The organism is Streptomyces sp. NPDC111802, from assembly GCF_055634335.1.
Window position 1 is genome coordinate 1 of the sequence record NZ_JBVKCZ010000067.1, and the last position, 17,563, is coordinate 17,563.

11 protein-coding genes and 3 pseudogenes are annotated in these 17,563 nt (G+C 69.3%); 6 read left to right on the forward strand and 8 right to left on the reverse strand.

Annotation, left to right across the window (positions count from 1 at the left end):
• The first annotated feature begins 277 nt into the window (after positions 1–277).
• Positions 278–2,875 carry a rifamycin-inactivating phosphotransferase gene (rph, locus tag ACZ7NC_RS40780; protein WP_471496529.1) on the forward strand — a complete coding sequence of 866 codons (2,598 nt, stop codon included), beginning with the start codon at positions 278–280 and terminating at the stop codon, positions 2,873–2,875.
• A gap of 82 nt (positions 2,876–2,957) precedes the next feature.
• On the opposite strand, the gene ACZ7NC_RS40785 is transcribed toward rph, so the two are convergent.
• From ACZ7NC_RS40785 to ACZ7NC_RS40795, 3 genes are all read right to left on the reverse strand, one after another.
• On the reverse strand, positions 2,958–4,931 hold the full coding sequence (locus ACZ7NC_RS40785; protein WP_471496531.1) for a protein-arginine deiminase domain-containing protein: 1,974 nt from the start codon (positions 4,929–4,931) through the stop codon (positions 2,958–2,960).
• Between the two features lie 179 nt (positions 4,932–5,110).
• On the reverse strand, positions 5,111–6,829 hold the full coding sequence (locus tag ACZ7NC_RS40790; protein WP_471496533.1) for an acyl-CoA dehydrogenase family protein: 1,719 nt from the start codon (positions 6,827–6,829) through the stop codon (positions 5,111–5,113).
• A gap of 85 nt (positions 6,830–6,914) precedes the next feature.
• Complete coding sequence (locus ACZ7NC_RS40795; protein ID WP_471496536.1) at positions 6,915–7,481, reverse strand: PadR family transcriptional regulator; 567 nt, start codon at positions 7,479–7,481, stop codon at positions 6,915–6,917.
• A 332-nt stretch (positions 7,482–7,813) separates the two neighbouring features.
• Here ACZ7NC_RS40795 and ACZ7NC_RS40800 point away from each other — a divergent pair.
• Positions 7,814–8,585: pseudogene (locus tag ACZ7NC_RS40800) on the forward strand (SDR family oxidoreductase).
• An 83-nt stretch (positions 8,586–8,668) separates the two neighbouring features.
• On the opposite strand, the gene ACZ7NC_RS40805 reads toward ACZ7NC_RS40800, so the two are convergent.
• The 4 genes and pseudogenes from ACZ7NC_RS40805 to ACZ7NC_RS40820 all read right to left on the reverse strand — a co-directional run.
• On the reverse strand, positions 8,669–9,565 hold the full coding sequence (locus ACZ7NC_RS40805) for a LysR family transcriptional regulator (RefSeq protein WP_471496538.1): 897 nt from the start codon (positions 9,563–9,565) through the stop codon (positions 8,669–8,671).
• Between the two features lie 268 nt (positions 9,566–9,833).
• Positions 9,834–11,473: pseudogene (locus ACZ7NC_RS40810) on the reverse strand (TlrC/CarA/OleB/SrmB family ABC-F type ribosomal protection protein).
• 375 nt (positions 11,474–11,848) lie between these two features.
• The gene (locus ACZ7NC_RS40815) at positions 11,849–12,106 is read right to left on the reverse strand and encodes an aldo/keto reductase (protein WP_471496568.1); all 258 of its coding nucleotides are present in this window, start codon (positions 12,104–12,106) and stop codon (positions 11,849–11,851) included.
• Between the two features lie 55 nt (positions 12,107–12,161).
• Positions 12,162–12,263: pseudogene (locus tag ACZ7NC_RS40820) on the reverse strand (aldo/keto reductase); the annotation flags it as partial.
• A gap of 158 nt (positions 12,264–12,421) precedes the next feature.
• Between ACZ7NC_RS40820 and ACZ7NC_RS40825 the strand changes: the two are divergent.
• The 4 genes from ACZ7NC_RS40825 (at position 12,422) to ACZ7NC_RS40840 (ending at position 16,128) form a co-directional block, all read left to right on the forward strand.
• Entirely contained in the window at positions 12,422–12,832 is a 411-nt protein-coding gene (locus tag ACZ7NC_RS40825) for a DUF6234 family protein (protein WP_471496540.1), read from the forward strand.
• A 162-nt stretch (positions 12,833–12,994) separates the two neighbouring features.
• Positions 12,995–14,659, forward strand: a complete 1,665-nt coding sequence (locus ACZ7NC_RS40830) for a serine/threonine-protein kinase (RefSeq protein ID WP_471496542.1) — start codon at positions 12,995–12,997, stop codon at positions 14,657–14,659.
• Positions 14,656–15,426 (forward strand): hypothetical protein, encoded by a 771-nt coding sequence (locus ACZ7NC_RS40835; RefSeq protein ID WP_471496544.1) that lies wholly within the window; start codon positions 14,656–14,658, stop codon positions 15,424–15,426. Before ACZ7NC_RS40830 ends, ACZ7NC_RS40835 begins: the two co-directional genes overlap by 4 nt.
• Before the next feature lie 171 nt (positions 15,427–15,597).
• Complete coding sequence (locus ACZ7NC_RS40840; RefSeq protein WP_471496546.1) at positions 15,598–16,128, forward strand: hypothetical protein; 531 nt, start codon at positions 15,598–15,600, stop codon at positions 16,126–16,128.
• A 145-nt stretch (positions 16,129–16,273) separates the two neighbouring features.
• Here the strand turns inward: ACZ7NC_RS40840 and ACZ7NC_RS40845 are convergent, their stop codons facing one another.
• Entirely contained in the window at positions 16,274–17,479 is a 1,206-nt protein-coding gene (locus tag ACZ7NC_RS40845) for a glycoside hydrolase family 64 protein (protein ID WP_471496548.1), read from the reverse strand.
• Positions 17,480–17,563 lie beyond the last annotated feature (84 nt).

Sequence of the window (17,563 nt, forward strand, 5' to 3'; positions counted from 1 at the left end):
TGACGAACTACCCAGTGTCACCAAGGATGAAATCAGCCCAAACCGACCATCAGCGGGCTGCTGACCAGCAGAGTTCTGCTAATTCACTGGCATTGAGCGCACAGGGGGGCTTGCCACAAGACCCGGGTCACGGCGCAGAATCGTCGGCCGATGCCACAACCTGCGGAAATGGGGCGCGACGTGCGTGTGGTGTTGTCGACGTATGGGGGACACGGTGATGTCGAATCAATCGGCCGGGACAGTGCACTGGAGCACGGCTGCCTCGGAGGTATCGCACATGAGTGAGCGGTACGTGTTGGATCTTCAAGACGTGGACGAGACGCAGGTCGCGGTCGTTGGCGGCAAGGGAGCACACCTGGGCGGGCTGTCGCGGATCGAAGGCATCCGCGTGCCGGGCGGCTTTTGCGTGACGACGGATGCCTTCCGGCGGATCATGGCGGAAGTGCCGTCGATCGACGATCAGCTCGACCAGCTGTCGCGCCTCAACCCGGACGACCGGGAGGCGATCCGCACGGTCAGCGCGCGGATTCGTCGGACCATCGAAGGGATTGCCATCCCGGGCGATCTCGTGGCGGCGATCACCCGCGCGCTCGCCCGGCTCGGCGAGCAAGCTGCCTACGCCGTCCGGTCCAGCGCGACGGCCGAGGACCTGCCGACGGCCTCCTTCGCCGGCCAGCAGGACACGTACCTGAACGTCGTGGGGCCGACGGCGATCCTCCAGCACGTCAGCCGGTGCTGGGCCTCGCTGTTCACCGAGCGGGCCGTGACCTACCGCCAGCGCAACGGCATTGACCACCGTACGGTCCAAATGGCCGTGGTCGTGCAGCAGATGGTCTTCCCGCATGCGGCCGGCATCCTGTTCACGGCCGACCCCGTCACCGGCAACCGGAAGGTCGCCACCGTGGACGCCGGCTTCGGCCTCGGCGAGGCCCTGGTCTCCGGCCTGGTGAACCCGGACGTCTTCAAGGTGCGAAACGGCGAAGTCGTCGCCAAGGCGATCGCCGCCAAACAGCGTGCCGTTCACGCCCTGCCGACCGGCGGTACGCGGGAAGTGGCGATCGACTCGCAGCGCCAGGAGCAGCCGGCGCTGACGGATGCTCAGGTCGTGCGGCTCGTGCAGCTCGGGCGGCGGATCGAAGCGCACTTCGGCCGCCCTCAGGACATCGAATGGTGCCTGGGCGATGACGGCTTCCAGATCGTTCAGAGCCGGCCGATCACGACGCTGTTCCCCATCCCCGAGAGCGGCGACCAGGAGAATCACGTCTACGTCTCCGTCGGCCATCAGCAGATGATGACCGACCCCATGAAGCCGCTGGGGTTCTCCATGTGGCAACTGACGGCCATGGTGGCGATGCACGAGGCCGGCGGGAGGCTGTTCGTCGACGTCACCCGGCGCCTGGCCTCGCCCGCGAGCCGCGCCGGCCTCCTGGACCTCATAGGGAGAGGCGATCCGCTGGTCAGGGACGCTCTGGAGACCGTCCTCGACCGCGACGACTTCGTCCCGTCGCTCCCGGACGCGGGTCCCGGCGGGCCGCCGGCCGGCGGTGCGTCCGCCCCGATCGAGACCGACCCGGCCATCGTCACCGAACTGATCGAGCGCAGCCAGGCGTCCATCGCCGCCCTCGAGCGCGAGATCCGGACGAAGACCGGACCGGCGCTGTTCGACTTCCTGCTGGAGGCCTTCGAGGAGCACAAGCGAGTCCTCGGTGATCCGCAGAGCATGCGGGTGATCATGGCGGGGATGGAGGCCACGTGGTGGCTCAACGACAAGCTGCAGGAGTGGCTGGGCGAGAAGAACGCGGCCGACACGCTCACGCTGTCCGCCCCCGACAATGTCACGTCGGAGATGGGGCTGGCGCTGCTCGACGTCGCGGACGTGATCCGCCCGCATCCGGAGGTGGTGGCGTTCCTGCAGGGCGTCGAGGACGAGGGCTTCCTGGACGAGTTGCCGAAGCTCGCGGGCGGAACCGAAGCGCGCGACGCCATCGAGGCCTACCTCGACCGGTACGGCATGCGCTGCGTCGGCGAGATCGACATCACGAGGCCACGGTGGCGCGAGCGCCCCACCACGCTCGTGCCCGTGATCCTCGACAATGTCAGGAACTTCGAGCCGGGCGCCGCCGAGCGGCGCTTCGAGCAAGGGCGACAGAAGGCTCAGAAGAAGGAACAGGACGTGCTGTCACGCTTGCGGGCCCTGCCGGACGGGGACCAGAAAGCCGACGAGGCCAAGCGGATGATCGACCGGGTCCGAACCTTCATCGGGTACCGGGAGTACCCGAAGTACGGCATCATCAGCCGCTACTTCGTCTACAAGCAGGCGTTGATGGAGGAGGCCGAGCGCCTCGTGCAGTCCGGCGTGCTTCCTGAGAAGGAGGACATCTTCTACCTCACGTTCCAGGAACTCCACGACGTCGTGCGTTCGAACCAGGTAGATGACCAGGTCATCCAGCAGCGCAAGGACGCGTTCCGGTCGTACCACGCGCTCACACCGCCCCGGGTGCTCACCTCGGATGGTGAGGCCGTCACCGGGGCGTACCGCCGCGACGACGTGCCGGCCGGCGCACTGGTCGGCGTGCCGGTTTCCGCCGGGACCATCGAGGGACGGGCCCGCGTCATCCTTGAGATGGCGGAGGCCGATCTCGAAGCGGGCGACATCCTGGTCACGCCCTTCACGGACCCCAGCTGGTCGCCGTTGTTCGTCGGAATCGCGGGCCTGGTGACGGAGGTGGGCGGCCTGATGACCCATGGCGCAGTGATCGCCCGGGAGTACGGCTTGCCTGCCGTCGTGGGCGTGGAGCAGGCCACCCGGCTGATCCGGGACGGGCAGCGGATCCGCGTGCACGGAACCGACGGGTACGTCGAGCTCCTGCCTTGACCGACCGCACCACCCGCGCCTGCACTGAGACAGTCGCGGGTGACGCGGTCCGAAGGCCCCGGAAAACGCCCGGCACCGAGTGCTACGGCGTCGTGGGTCCTGCCGGCCGCCACCAGGCGGCGGAGGCATCACGCAGGGTGTTGGTGCCGCAATGCACCTCACCCATACCGAGGTGGTACGTGTACCAGTCGTCGATGTACGACACCTTCAGGCCCGCCCGCACGTAGGCCGCTGTGGCGGCTTGGGTGAAGATGTCCTTCCCGCCGATGACAGGGCCCCATTGGCGGGGAGCAAGGTAACGGTCGCGGCTGAGGAGGATGCCGTTGACCGCGCCGGGCACGTACGCGCTCGTCGCGGCGGTCGCCCGTGCGGCCGCGGCGGAGTCGTTTCCGTCCCCGGCCAGCCACCGCTGCTGGCCGTGCTTCTTCACCGCGTCCAGCAGGGGCGTGTTACCACCCATGCGTGTCAGTCGCGGCACGGGGACGTCCTCCCCACCCTCCGAACGGGCCATGGAGCCACGGGTGTAGAGGGCCGGCACGCGCACGATCTCGTGTTCGGTCACGCCGGTCTCACGTTTGAGGGTCTCCAGATTGGCGGCGATCCGCTGGGCCGCCAGGGCGTTGTCGGCCACCAGGTGCCGGGAGGCGAGGGCCTGGTCGATGGTCTCCGGCAGCGGTGGGGCGCCTCCGAGGCCCGGGACGGAGAACATCTTGGTGCCTCCATGACCCGCGCGCTGGGCGTCGCGCAGCAGTTGCAGCCCCGCTTCGGGGTCGGCAACGCCGATCCGCCAGCCGCGCGGGGTGTCGGCGGGCAGGAACTGCACGAATTCGTCGACATGCCCCACTTCCAGCCAGGAGGTGTCCAGGAGCAAGGGGTCCTGCAGTCCCTGGGACTTCAGCAGCGTGCGCATCGTCGCCGAGGGCCGCTTGCCGCTGTCCTTGCGCCAGCCCATGATGATCCGTCCGGCCGGGAACGAGCGGCCGTTGTGGACGTACGGAGGGATGGTCTCCAGGTTCCCCATGGAGTTGAGCGACCAGTCCGCCGGTGCCGACCTGTCGAAGGCCTGCACCACTGCGATGTCCCGTCCTCGCACCTTCTCGAACAGCTCCCGACCGGCCTCACGATCCGGTTGCGCAGAGCGCAGCATCACACGGATCACTCGCCGGCGCCCGTCCGTTCCGGTCATGCTGACGTAAGCCGGCTCGACGAAGTCCTGCGCCCAGGGGTCGCCGTACTTGTCGAACGTCACGAGCGGCCGGGTGATGCCGGCTTTCTCCACTTCGCGCTTCAGGTCGGTGACGAACTTGCCCTGCAGCCCGCTCCAATCCGCGTCGCGGCCCACCTTGGTGACCATCACCTGCTGGGTCTGCTGCAGATGGTGGTGGGTGAGCAGTGGAGCGACGCGCAGGGTGACCGCGTCGGATGTGGTCTGGTCGCCCACCGCCACGGTCAGGCGGATGACCGTCCGGCCGTCCCACGTCCGGGTGTCCCGGATCACGTCGGTGGCCTCGACCCCGAACTCCACGCCGGAGCGCAACTCAGCGGCCGACAAGCTGGTCCGCGGCGTGATCATGACCCAGTTGTCCGCACGCTTGACGTAGACGCGGGTGTACTTGCCTCCCGTCATGACCTTGACGCTGCCCTTGGCGCCCGACGGCAGGTCCCGCATCGGTACCGAGCGGATACGGGCAAGGTCGGCGGCGTCAGCCGAGCCGTTGACCCGGGTGTCGGCGGCATCGTTGCACGCGGCCAGCTTGGCGTCGGACAGCGGTCTGCCGCCGGGTCCGGTGACCGGGCAGCGTTTGGTGTCATCGTCGATGTTGGGCAGGTAGACCGCTCCCTGGCCCAACGACCAGGCGTCCTCACCGGTCGAGTCGGTGCCGCCGGTGACATCGACCCGCCCGTCGCGGTTCACATCAGCACGGAGATCAGCGCGTGCGGCCGGCTCCGCAGCCGAGGCGGGTGAGAGCGGCGTGGCCAGGACGCTCCCGACCGCGGCGAGCGCGAGGACCACGGGCCCGGCGGGGTTCGTACGTATACGTCTGTGTGAACGCACAGCGTTCCTCCTCAGTTGGGGGGTGCACCGTGCAAGAGACGAAACGAGCGGCTGTGCGTTCACTGTGCTGACAGAACGTCATAGCGGGGTCTGACGGGATCAGTCCCTGCAGGCCGGTACCTGATCTGGCGTACGTTGCCGAGCCGACGGGCGTGTGGACGAGCGCCCGGGGCGCGCTGCTACGGCGCCATCTCGTACGCCCCGGACAGTGCCTCGACACGTTCCCAGACCCGTCCCGAACGCGCCTCGTCGACGACGGGACGCCGGACGGCACCGAGCGCCCAACGCTGCTGATCCTCCGTGGCGGAGTCCTTGCCATGCAGTTCGACGGCGAATGCGGAGAAGTCGCGGACGAGGACGGAGAACAACTCGTCGAGCACGTCCTCGTCAAGGTCCGTCAGACGGGCCTGCTCCAGGATCAGCTGGCCGTGCACCACCAGCGCGAACAACTGGCCGACGGCGAGAAGGAGATCGAGGTCGCGGCTCTGCTCCTCGTCGGGGGCTGCGGTGGCGACGAACTCGCACAGGGCGTCGGCCTGCTCCCGGAAGCGGGCGACGTTCGGCACGGCGGCGTATGCGTCGTAGGCGGGACGCCAGTCGTGGAAGCGCACGGAGCCAAGGCCACGTGCCGGTCCCTGCTCGAAGAGGAACGCGTCGTCGGCCGCGTCGAGGCGGGGCGGCACGGGCGCGAACTCGGCCGGGTTCAGGAGGTGGTTGCGCATGAACTTGAGGATCAGCGCGAGGTTGACGTGCACCGTGCCCTCGAGCTTGGGCAGCCCCCGGATCTCGACGGCGGCCTGCGCGAAGTAGGTGTCCTTCTCAAAGCCCTTGGCGGCGATCACGTCCCACATCAGGTCGATGACCTTCTCGCCCTCCGTGGTCACCTTCATCTTCGTCATCGGGTTGAAGAGCAGATAGCGGCGGTCGTCCGGCGAGGCGGAGCGGAAGTAGTCCACGGCGCGGTCGCTGAACAGCTTCATGCCGACGAGGCGGACGTACGCGTCGGCCAGCTCGCGGCGCACGTGCGGGAAGGCGGTGACGGGGCGGCCGTACAGGATGCGGTTGTGCGCGTGGGTGACCGCCTCGTACATCGCGTGCTCGCAGATGCCGATCGAGGCGGTGCAGAGATTGAACTTGCCGACGTTGACGGTGTTGAGGGCTGCGTCGAAGGCGGCGCGGCCCGTGTGCAGGACGTCGTCCGGGCCCACCGGGTAGTCCGCGAGGCGGAACTCGCTGACGTACTTCGAGGAGTCGACGACGTTCTTCACGAGGTGATAGGCCGGGTGGCGGCTGTCGGCGGCGAAGAAGACGTAGCCGTCCGGGCCCTCGATGTCGGTGCGTCGGCCGAAGACCGAGACCAGTCCGGCGGCATTGCCGTTGCCGATGTAGTACTTGGAACCCGTCGCCCTGAAGCCGCCGTTGCCGTCCGGCGTCAGCAGCATGTCGGTGGAGTAGATGTCGGCGCCATGGGTCTTCTCGGAGAGGCCGAAGGCGAACACCTCGCCCTGGGCGAGGAGTTCCGCCGCGCGGGTGCGAGCCGCGGCGTTGTCGCTCTGCCAGACCGGTCCGAGACCGAGGATGGTCACCTGCCACGCGTACCAGTAGTCGAGACCGTAGAACCCGAAGATCTCGTTGAGGGCGGCGATCCGGGCCGTGTCCCAGCGCTGGTCTTTGTGTCCGGCGGCGGAGGCCGGGGTGAGGAAGGTGGCGAACAGCCCTTCCTTGGCGGCGAACGCGAGGAAGTCGGCCAGCCAGGCGCGGGAACGGTAGTCCTCGATGAGCCTGCGCTTGCCGCGGTCCTCGAACCAGTCGACGGTGGCACGCAGCAACCTGCGGGTCTCGGGGTCGAACCGCGCGGGGTCGTAGGTGCGCGGGTTGAAGAGGAGGGGGTCGGCCATGGAGGTCCGCCTTCCGAGGGTTGAGGGTGAAGGGTGCGGAAATGAAGGTCGCGGGGCGCCGGCGGCCGTGACGGTGGTTGGCGGTTCAGGCATGCGGGGGTGACGTGCCGAGACGGCGGAGGGTGGCGAGTACGTCGTCGAGCCAGGCGATCGTCATCCGCTCGTACGCGATGCCGCCGCGCAGCACGACATGCTGCAGCTCCTGACCGGCGTCGAGCGGGGTGGGGGCCGCAGAGCCGGTGAAGTCGCGCAGTTCCCCGGCGAGATAGTGCGCGAGCCGGTCACTGTGCACCTGGCGGTGCCGTTCGACCTCACGGATCAGTGCGGACGGGTCGTCGAAGGCCGCGCCACGGATCTTCACGGCGAGGTCGTGCCGGATGCTCTCGGGTTCGATCGGTTCGTGCAGCCACTGGGAGAGGGCGGCGCGGCCGGGGCCCATGACGGAGTACTCCTTCTTGTCCGGCCGGCTCTGCTGCGGCAGCCCGCGGACGGCGAGCAGACCATCGCTCTCCATGCGCTTCAGAACGCGGTAGATCTGCTGGTGCGTGGCGGTCCAGAAATAGCCGATGGACCGATCGAACCGCCGGGCCAGCTCATAGCCGGTACCCGGCTTCTCCAGCAGGGAGACGAGGATCGCGTGCTCGAGCGCCATGCCTCCGATCTTTATATGCAACTCGTTGCATAGCCAAGGGGAACTGCCCGGGTGAGACAGGGCTCACGCGGTGCGGCCGACTCTCCGCGACCGTCCTGGTGGGCGGGTCCGGCGGAGGCGCCGGGCCGCTGGGGTGGCATAGGAACTCCCTATATCTCGTGCTGACTTTTCGTCTTTGCCTCTTTTTCTCTTCCGGCCGTACGGTGAAACAGCTCGACGAGGTGCGAGGTGCTCACCGCGATTTCTCCGAAGATTCGCGCTCTGCGCACGTCGATCTCTATTCCGCTCTATTTCGTCGGGCGGACAATTACGCGATCGAGAGGACCGGTGGCATGACCACGATGGAGAACGGATCAGGAATGCGAGAACTCAAGGGAAAGCGGGCCCTGGTCACGGGCGGTACTCGCGGAATCGGAGCGGCCGTCGTGCGCCAACTCCTTGACGCGGGTGCCGAGGTGCTCACGACTGCCAGGTCGGCGACGAGCACGGCGCCCGAGGGGGCCACCTTCGTGGCGGCCGACGTGCGGACCCAGGCCGGCGCGGAGGCGCTCGCCTCGGCCGCGCAGGAGGTGCTCGGCGGGGTGGACGTCCTGGTCCACAACGCGGGCGGGGCGCAACCGTACAAGGGAGCTTTGGCCATCCCTGACGAGGTGTGGCAGGACGCGCTGGACCTGAACTTCCTGGCATCGGTGCGGCTGGATTCGTTGCTGGCACCGGGGATGCGGGAACGGCGTTCGGGGGCGATCGTGCACGTCTCCTCGGCGGCGGTTCCCCCCCACGCCACCGCCGTTCCTGCACTACACGGCGGCGAAGGCGGCGCTGGAGAACTACAGCCGGGGACTGGCCGCGGAACTGGCTCCGTTCGGGATCCGGGTCAACACCGTGTCTCCCGGCAGGACCGCCACCCCCGGCGGCGAAGCGACGCGGGAACAGTGGGCGCGCCTGGACTCGGGGCCCGGCCAGGCCACCAACACCCCTCCGTTGGGGCGCGACGGCCAGCCCGACGACATCGCTCAGGCGGTGCTGTTTCTCGTGTCCGACCGGGCCGGCTGGCTGACGGCGAGCAATCTCGTCGTGGACGGCGGCGAATTCCCCAGGGGTTGACGCCGACGGAATTCCGGAACGCCGGTTTCAACGAAAAGGAATTCAGCGGCGTCCGTCCGCTTCCTCCGCTTCCTTCCCGGCCGTCAGGAAACCGGCGCGAAGAAATCGGCCTCGGACCAGGTCTCCTTACGCAGGAGTTCGAGCAGGGCCGTCTCCGCCGGACCCGCGCCATGCCGGACCACGGCGATGACGGGCTGGGACACGACCGGGAACACCGGGCGCGCGAGGTGCTCGTAACCGTGGGGCACCGCGGAGGCCGGGACGAGCGTCACCCCCAGCCCGTGGGCGGCCCAACGCACGGCCGTGGCCGTCTGAGACACGCGGGCGACCGTGGTCGGGGTCAGGTTGTTGTCCCGCAGCACGTTCATCAGCACGCCGTCGAGCGCGCTGTCACGGTCGAACCTCACCCACGGCTCCCCCGCCAGCTCGCGCAGCTCGACCCGGTCCGCGGCGAGCAGCCGGTGCCCGGCGCCCACCACCACGACGAACTCCTCGTCGCCGAGGTGGTGGGCGTCGGCGGGGCTCCGCTCGCACGCCGCCATCAGCGCGAGGTTCAGCACGCCACGGCGGCACAGCCGGTCCAGCTCTGCGTAGCTCGGCTCCTCGAAGACGGTGGCCTCCAGCCGCGGGAAGCGGCGACTGAGCGCGCCCAGCGCGCCGGGCAGTTGCCGCGTGCCGAAGCCCATCTGCACCGCGACCACCAGCTCGCCCACCAGCTCGTCGGCGCCGGCCCGCGCCGTCGCCCTCGCCCGCCGCACCGCGTTCACCGCGACCTCCGCCTCCCGCAGGAACGCGCGACCGACCACGGTGGGCACCAGTCCGGTCGGCGTGCGGGCGAACAGTTCCACGCCGAGTTCCCGCTCCAGGCCGCGGATCTGCTGGGACACCGACGGTTGAGCAACGCGCAGCAGCTCCGCCGCCGCCGTCACCGAGCCCTCCTCGGCAACGGCCAGGGCGTACTCGTACTGACGAAGGCTCATCGGCGCCCGTCTCCTTCCTGCGGTGGACCGCGGTCCACCGTTTGAAATCGTTGTAGAAGCAACTCGGTTCCGCCGGCGGAGATTCCCGTGGACACGGCCAGGTCGGCCGCAGACCGACTCACGGCTCCCACCACCATCCGCTCCCGTCGATGTCCTCGACCTGCTGAAGCACATCGACGCCCGTGGCCGCCCAGCCGGCACGCCGATGCCCGGTGCGGCGGCGACGCTGCCTGCACCGCCCGGTGCCAGGCAGCCCGCCGCCCAGCCGTCATCCCGAGCGGACCCCGGCCGTCTCCGGCAGATGCAGGTACTCGCCCCGGAACCGTGTACGCAACGCCCGATCATGTGTGACGAGGACGATTGCGCCCGGGTAATGGGCCAGCGCGGCCTCCAGTTCTTCGACCAGCGCGGGGGCCAGGTGGTTGGTCGGTTCGTCGAGCAGCAGGAGGTCGGCGGGCTCGGACACCAGCCGTGCGAGGTCCACGCGGCGTCGCTGGCCGTACGACAGCTCGCCGATGCGCAGCCGGAGCTCCGCCGGGCGGAAGAGGCCGAGGGTCAGCAGGGCCTGCGCGTGCTCGTCGGCGGAGCCCACGCGGCCCAGCGCGAACGCCTCCGTCACCGTCAGGCCCGGCGGCCACGGCGTCTCGTCCTGGCGTAGATGGCCCACCCGGCCCGGCACCCGCACCGAACCCTCGTCGGGCCGCAACTCACCGGCGAGCAGCTTCAGCAGCGTGGTCTTGCCAGCGCCGTTGGGGCCGGTGACCAGCAGTCGGCCGGACGTGCCGAGGGTGAGGGAGGTCAGGTGAATGCGGTCTCCCACGCGTACGTCCGACAGTTGTACCGAGGGGAGCTCCGCCGCTGAGGCATCTGCGCCGGCCCCCGCCGTCCCGATGCGCGCGGTGAAGGTCAGCGGCTGCGGTGGCGGCGCCACCGGGTTCGCCGTCAGCCGGTCGACCCGTTCGCGGGCGTTGCGGATACGGGCCATCGCGCCGTGCGCCCGGCCGCGGGCCCGGAAGCCGCCATGGCCGAAGTTGGCCAGCGGGGCCTTGCGCGGGATGCCGTCGAGACGGAGCGCATGCCCGGCGGCGAGCCGCCCGTTGCGGGCCAGTTCGGCCCGCCACTCCTGGTACTCCTGGAACCGGCTGCGGCGTTCCGCGGCCTTGGCGGTGCGGTAGCCGGCGTAGCCGTCTCCGTACCGGGTGACGCTTCCCGCCTCGGCCTCCAGGATTGTGGAGGTCAGGCGCTCGAGAAACACTCGGTCGTGGGTGACCACCAGCACTGTGCCGCGGTGTGCCCGCAGCTGTGCCTCCAGCCACTCAACGGCCTGGTCGTCCAGGTCGTTCGTCGGCTCGTCCAGGAGCAGCAGTTCCGGGCGGCCGGCGAGGACGGCGGCCAGGGCCAGCCTGGAGCGCTCGCCGCCGGAGAGGGTGCCCAGTCGTCGGTCGCGAGGGAGGGAGGGCAGGGCGAGATGGTGCAAGGCGAGATCGACGCGATGGTCGGCGTCGTAGCCACCGCGCGCCTCGTAGCGCTGGAGAAGGGCGGCGTACGCGGCCGGCGCCGCCGGGTCAGTGCCGTCGCCGAGCGCCTGCTCGGCCCGGCGCAGCTCCACCTCCAGTGCGCGCAGGTCCGCGAGGGCCAGGTCGACGGCGTCTGGACGGTCGCGGTCGGGGGCAGGGGGACGGTCTGCGGCAAGTAACCGATGCCGTCGGCGGCAAATACGGTCAACTCGCCGCTGTCCGGGCGTTCCTGGCCCGCGATGAGCCGCAGGAGGGTGGACTTGCCGGAGCCGTTGTCACCGATGAGCCCGGCCTTCTCGCCCGGCTTCGGACTGAAGGAGACCTGGTCGAGGACGGTACGGCCGGGATAGCGCTTGGTGACGTGGTGAAGGGTGAGTTGTGAGCCACGCATGACCGGGTCCCTCCTGGCCGCGGGCGCCGGATCGGGTGGATGAGAGGGCACGTTCGGGCGCGGCGACGGCGGAGCACTGCTCTACGCCATCGGCGCCGGCTTTCTCACAGGGAACCCATGTGCAGGACGGTACGACATGACGGAAAGATTGGCGAGACGATACGTCTCGTCGCGAAGGGCAACAGTCGGCGGGCTCGAAGGTCCACTTGATCACCGAGCGGACCGGGGCTCATCTCGATAGGCATCTCTGCTGCGACCACCCGTGAACCATCGGTGCGAACGCCAGGCAGAACACTTCCCCGTCTTCGTCGGAATTGCCGACCTGCGCGTTCGTGTGCCTCGGGGAAGCGACTCCGAGGCACACAGGCCTCGGCGTCAGCGGGTTCCGAACGTGTCCAGGCGGATGTTCTCCGGGTCGGGTCCGCTGCGCAGCCCCGTGTCGAGGGCGTCAATGGCGGCCACCTCGTCGGGTGTGAGCATGAAGTCGAAGACGTCGAAGTTCTCCGCGCTGCGATCCGCCTTGACGGACTTCGGAATCGCGCACCGCACGTGCTCGAGATGCCAGCGCAGGATGACCTGCTCCGCCGTCTTGCCGTACTTCTCGGCGACCGCTGTGACGACCGGCTCCTCCAGGGCGCTGCGGCCGCCGGGGCGAAGTTCGCGCGCAACGCAGGAAGGCGGTGCCCTGCTCCGACTGCACGGAGGTCACCGGATGCACGGCCTGGGCGCGCTTGATGTGGTCCACTGTCGCCTCGGACAGGCCGATGTACCGGGCCTTGCCCGCGTCCACCGTCAGAGTCGATGTCTGCCAGTCCCCCAGCTGTCCGGCGACGTAGGCGTCCCGAGTCGATAAGTTGACGAAGCCACCCCCTCACCTTCAGCTCCGCCGGACCAGAGTTGAGTACGGGTGCTCATGCGCACCACCACCAGCCGCGGCACCCTGCACCCATGACCGACACCCTTTCACCCCCGGAAGGCCGGCGCCCCTGGTCGCGCAGAACACGCCTGGGCGTGGACCTCGCCCTCGCGATCCCACTGTTCTTGCTGGAGACCGCGTGGCTCGTGCTGGACTGGATATACGGCTTCGGCCTGGAGGTATGGGCAGCGCAAGGCGACCAAGCACGGATCGACGCGGCCGGCCTCGCGCACATCGGGCGGGTACGGATGCTGCTGATCGCCGTACTCATCCTGGCAGTTCTCGCGGGAGTCTTCCGTGCCCGCTGGACGGTGATCGCACACCTGCTGGTGGCCCTCCTGACAGGCGGGGTGATGGCGGCCGCCCAGCAGGAGTGGGACAGCAACCACTCGCGGTCGTCGGCTTCCGCTGACAGGCACTTGCCTCGCGCGAGCCTCGGCTGACCGCTCGGCCCTGCGGTTGAGGTCACGGTCGTGGTACGCCTCGCGGATACTTCTGGCCATGCAACCACGGTGGCCGAAAATGTGTCTCTGAGCGCATGGCACGGTCGCTGCGGAGGGGGTGAGGCTCCGGCGGCACGCCGGCCATCAGCCTGGGGGGATGGAATGAAGGCATGGGAAGTGCCCGGATACACCGAGTCGCTGGAACTCGGGTCGGGGGCGAGTGGGCGGGTCGTGCTGGCCGTCCACGAGGAGACCGGTGTTCCGGTCGCGGTGAAGTACCTCAGCGAGTCACTGCGCACCCGTCCGGGCTTCGTGTACGACTTCCGGGCGGAGGCTCGGCTGCTCGGCGGGCTTGAGAGTCCGTACGTCACCGGGTTGTACGAGTACGTGGAGAGTCCGCACGGCGCCGCCATCGTGATGGAGTTGGTGGACGGGGTCTCCCTGCGGACGCTGTTGAGCCGTCAGGGTCCGCTCGGCCCCGAAGCCGCGCTTGTGATCCTCAAGGGGTCGCTGCTCGGTCTGGCCGACGCCCACCGCGTCGGTGTCGTCCACCGCGACTACAAGCCCGAGAACGTCCTCGTCGTGCCGGACGGGTCGTCCAAGCTCGTCGACTTCGGGATCGCGGTGGACTCGGGCACCAGCGCCGGCGTGGCGGGAACCCCTTCCTACATGGCCCCGGAGCAGTGGACGGGCGCGCCGGCCTCCCCGTCCGCCGACGTGTACGCGGCCACAGCCACCTTCTTCGAGTGCATGACAGGGCACAAGCCGTACTCGGGCGACAACCTCGCCGAGCTGGCGCTGAAGCACGTCGACGCGCCCGTCCCCGTCGACGAGGCACCCGAGGCGGTGCGTGAGCTCGTACGTCGCGGTCTGGCCAAGGATCCGGCGGAACGGCCCGCGCAGGCCGAGGAGTTCGTGACGGAGCTGGAGGCCGTCGCGGGCGCCGCCTACGGATCCGACTGGGAGGAACGTGGCCGAGGCCGGCTTGCCGCGCTGGTGGCACTGCTGCCCTTGCTGCTGCCATCGGCCCGCAGCACCCCCCGGACCACCACGGACACCGCACGCACGGTTCTGCGCCAAGTGCCAGGCCGTCCCCCGGCGCGATCGTGGCTACCCGGCAGGCCCGGAATGCTGGTGTCAGGTGCCGCCGTGCTCCTCGGAGTTCTCCTGACCTACGGAATCCCGTACACCCCCGGGGCCGCCGCGCAGCGAGCGGCGCAGGCCCTGGCCACGACCAGTGCCCAGCCCGACGCGGAGCCGACCGGGACCGCCGCTCCGACTGCGTCGGACCCTTCGTCCCCGTCCCCCTCCCCCTCGTCGTCCCCGACGCCCACCACCTCGGGCAGTCCGTCGTCGTCGCCCGGCGAGTCACCCTCGGGCCCGGAGGCCACCGGCATCGGGGAACCCTCGGCCTCCGCCACCTCGGCCGGAGGTGGGGTGACTACGCCACCCGGCGACCCCGAAAGCACGGTGACGTCGACGCCCCCCTCCCCCGCCGCGCCCGCCGTCAAGAACGTCACCGTGTCGGCCTTCCGCCAGACCGGCTCCACGACCGCCGCCGCCACCATCGGCGTCACCACGGACGGCACGGGGCCTGTCTCCATCACCGTCTCCTGGTTCACAAGCGGCACGGCGGGACAGCCCGGCGCTCCCGACGGTGCGTCCCAGACCTTCACACGAAGCGGCGCCACCCAGTACTCGATACCCGTCGACCACACCTTCCAGAACAACGGCTGCTACTGGTCGGTTCAGGCCACGACCGACCCGGGAGCGGCCGGCGGAGGTGCCTCTCAACAGCTTCTGACCAGGCAGTGTGACATCCGATGACCGCTCAGAACGACCGCACTCCCGCGCCCGCCGAGGACAGTGAGCCGACGCGGGTCCTCGTACCCGACGAGGATCACGAGCCCACGCGGAGCCTCGCACCCGCCGACGAGCGCGCCGCCACACTCCCCCTGGGCTCCAGCAACGAACCCGACTCTGCTGGCGCCGAGTACAGCGCCACAGTGCTGGCCAGCCACTGGATACAGCGGCCCCGACCGGACGACACGCTCGTCGCGCAGCCCGCCCCGCTGACGCGGCCGACGCCTCCGCCCGACCGCGTCGAAGGCACCGTGCTGCGCTTCGGCCCGGGGGTCACCGCCGCCGCGCACCGCATGCACCGGACGGTCCCCGACGTACCGGCGCCCCCGGCACCCCCTCGCCGGCGGCTGCGCAGACACGCTCTGCCCGCGCTGGTGCTGTTCTGCGTCCTGGCGTTCCTCGCCTGGCAGCGCCTCGCGCCGTCCGTCGAGGTCAGCTCTGTGGCGGTCACGGCCCAGCCGACGGTTCTGGGGTGCGACGACACCACGGACATCGTCGGCCTCGTCAGGACGAACGGCCGTGCCGGCACCCTCTCCTACCGCTGGACCCGCAGCGACGGCACCGCCTCCGAAGTCCTGCGGGAAGTGGTGGTCCGCGGCCAGAGACAGGCACGTCTCCACCTGTTGTGGACCTTCCAAGGCGGGGGTCACCGCACGGCGCGGGCCGAGCTGCAGATCATCTCGCCCGCACACAGCAAGGTCACCACCCAGTTCACGTACGACTGCCGCTGACGACCCTCAGGAAGCTTCTCGGCGCACCGCGAGACCTGGCTACGTCAGCCACCGTCAGAAAATGAGTGATCGCCCAAGCATGCCGAGAACCACGACCGCGAATCACGCATATGAGATGTGACGGTGGAAACCCGGGACTGAAACCCCCTGAACGCGCGGAGGGAGTTCGATATGAGCCAGGTCAGGACGAGGTCAGATCTTCCTCAGCCGTTGCGGATCGTCGGTTCCACGCTCCGCCGCTTGCCCGGCGTCGAGCAGGTGGGCAAGGTCGCCGACGGTGCGCTGGACTGGATAGGAGCGGTTTCTCCACGCGGGCGCCGGATCGCGGTCTACACCGGGGCCGGAGTGCTCGGCGTGGCCGGGGTGGTGGAATGGCCTGTGGCTATCACCGGCGCGGCCATTGCCTGGCTGACGCAACCGCATGCCGGACAGGGCGCGGCGGAAGGGGCGGGCCAGGAGGACAGGGCCGGAAACCCCGAGCCTGACACCGCGCAAGACGACAGGCAGCCTGCCGCGGAGCCCCGCTCAGAGCGCTACGGCCCCGGCGACCGTCTGGCTCCCTCCCACTTCCACCATGACCGCCCCGATCACCCGGCGCATGAGCAGCCCGCCAAGATCGGCGACCCCGCCACGACCTCGGCACTCAGGCAGGTCGCGGAAGCCTCCGCACACCACGACGAGCCAGGGGGTCGGGCGCGCTAGCAGGGGATGTCGGCGCCGATTCAGTCACCACGGCAGACGGGCGGTACTGCTTCAGGGGCGCTTGAGGCCACCGGCACCGCCCCAGTTCTCGGTACCGGTGACCATCGAGAGGCGAGCGGGAAGAGCAGCAGGAGGACCGAGTTGATCAGTTGAACGCGTCGAGTGTGAGGTAGGCCTGACGCGGATCGCCGTCATGGACCAACGACTCGTGATGGCCCACGTCGTCGAAGGCGAAGGCGTATGCCTTGCCGTCGGCCATCTGCGCGTGGATCTTGCGGGCGTAGTGGTTGGTGACGGTGTCCCTGTAGAAGGCGTCGGCCGTGGAGTCGGGCTGGTTGGGGTTCACCAGCAGCGTGGAGCGGTTGAACCCGGCACACAGCGTGCGCGAGATGGGGCCGCGCACCAGGTCGTTCGGTGCGTCGAGCCTACGGTGACAGCCGAAAACAGAAGAGGCGTCGGGCTTCTCGAAGCTGGTGACAACGGTGCCGGCGCTGTTGGTGAAGTTCATGACGCCGCCGGAGACCCGGCCGTAGTACTTGGTGTTGGGCTGATCGGCGAACGGCGTGACCGTCAGCGTCGAGGACGAGTACTTCTGCCAGACGCGGTTGATGTAGTCGTCCATGACCGACGCGGGGAGTGCGCCCGTCTCCAGGCCGTACGGCGGTGACAGGGCCCGCAGGACCGTGCCGTCGGGGCGGGTCTGGATCAGGTTGGCCCAGCCTCCCGGCTGCCCCCTGAGTGCGTTGAAGAAGCCGTTGTAACCGCCTGGCTTGAGCCTGCCCGTGCTTACGGTGCTGCCGTCCGCCCGCTGCACTCCCACCGCGTACGGCGCGGAGAACATGTCGACCTGTGTGCTGTTGATCCACAGGCCCGAGTCGTTGAGTGTGTACTCCGACCAGTTGAACAGGATGTTTCGGTTGGGGTCGGTCGGATTCTGTACGGCGGGCTGGACCAGACCGCCGGTGGTGAGCTTGAACACCAGTTTCTGGCCGTAGGAGAAGTACACCCGGCCCGAGAACTTAGGCATGCGGATGGTCGTTGACTGGCCTGCCGCCGGTCCCGGGATCGCGGCGTCCGGCGCGGGGGTCGGCGGGTTCCCGCCCGCGGGCCAAGGGTGGAACGTGCCGCTGGCGTCGGCCCATCCCTGGCGTCCGGTCGACAGTTCGGTGCCGAGGTTGTAGATGTACACCTGCTCGCCTCGGGCCGAGTTGTTGGTGATCTTCAGGGGGATCGTCGCCGGGACCGCGGCGTGGGCCGGCGCATCCACTCCGGTTGCGAGCAGCGTGCCGGCGAGGACCGCTGCGAGAGACAACCCCGCTGCGGTGGCCCGGCGTTTGAGTGTCCGTAACACGCTCTTACTCCGTTCGTCTGTGGCGATTCAGAGGTTCTGAGAGCGCTCTCAGCGTCGCGCGCTGGTATGGACCTGTCAATTGGC

What these genes read in the sequence shown, in the direction of transcription:
- rph (WP_471496529.1), top strand. Translation starts at nt 278, where the DNA reads ATGAGTGAGCGGTACGTGTTGGATCTTCAAGACGTGGACGAGACGCAG.
- ACZ7NC_RS40790 (WP_471496533.1), bottom strand. Translation starts at nt 6,829, where the DNA reads ATGGCCGACCCCCTCCTCTTCAACCCGCGCACCTACGACCCCGCGCGG.
- ACZ7NC_RS40795 (WP_471496536.1), bottom strand. Translation starts at nt 7,481, where the DNA reads ATGGCGCTCGAGCACGCGATCCTCGTCTCCCTGCTGGAGAAGCCGGGT.
- ACZ7NC_RS40805 (WP_471496538.1), bottom strand. Translation starts at nt 9,565, where the DNA reads ATGAGCCTTCGTCAGTACGAGTACGCCCTGGCCGTTGCCGAGGAGGGC.
- ACZ7NC_RS40825 (WP_471496540.1), top strand. Translation starts at nt 12,422, where the DNA reads ATGACCGACACCCTTTCACCCCCGGAAGGCCGGCGCCCCTGGTCGCGC.
- ACZ7NC_RS40830 (WP_471496542.1), top strand. Translation starts at nt 12,995, where the DNA reads ATGAAGGCATGGGAAGTGCCCGGATACACCGAGTCGCTGGAACTCGGG.
- ACZ7NC_RS40835 (WP_471496544.1), top strand. Translation starts at nt 14,656, where the DNA reads ATGACCGCTCAGAACGACCGCACTCCCGCGCCCGCCGAGGACAGTGAG.
- ACZ7NC_RS40840 (WP_471496546.1), top strand. Translation starts at nt 15,598, where the DNA reads ATGAGCCAGGTCAGGACGAGGTCAGATCTTCCTCAGCCGTTGCGGATC.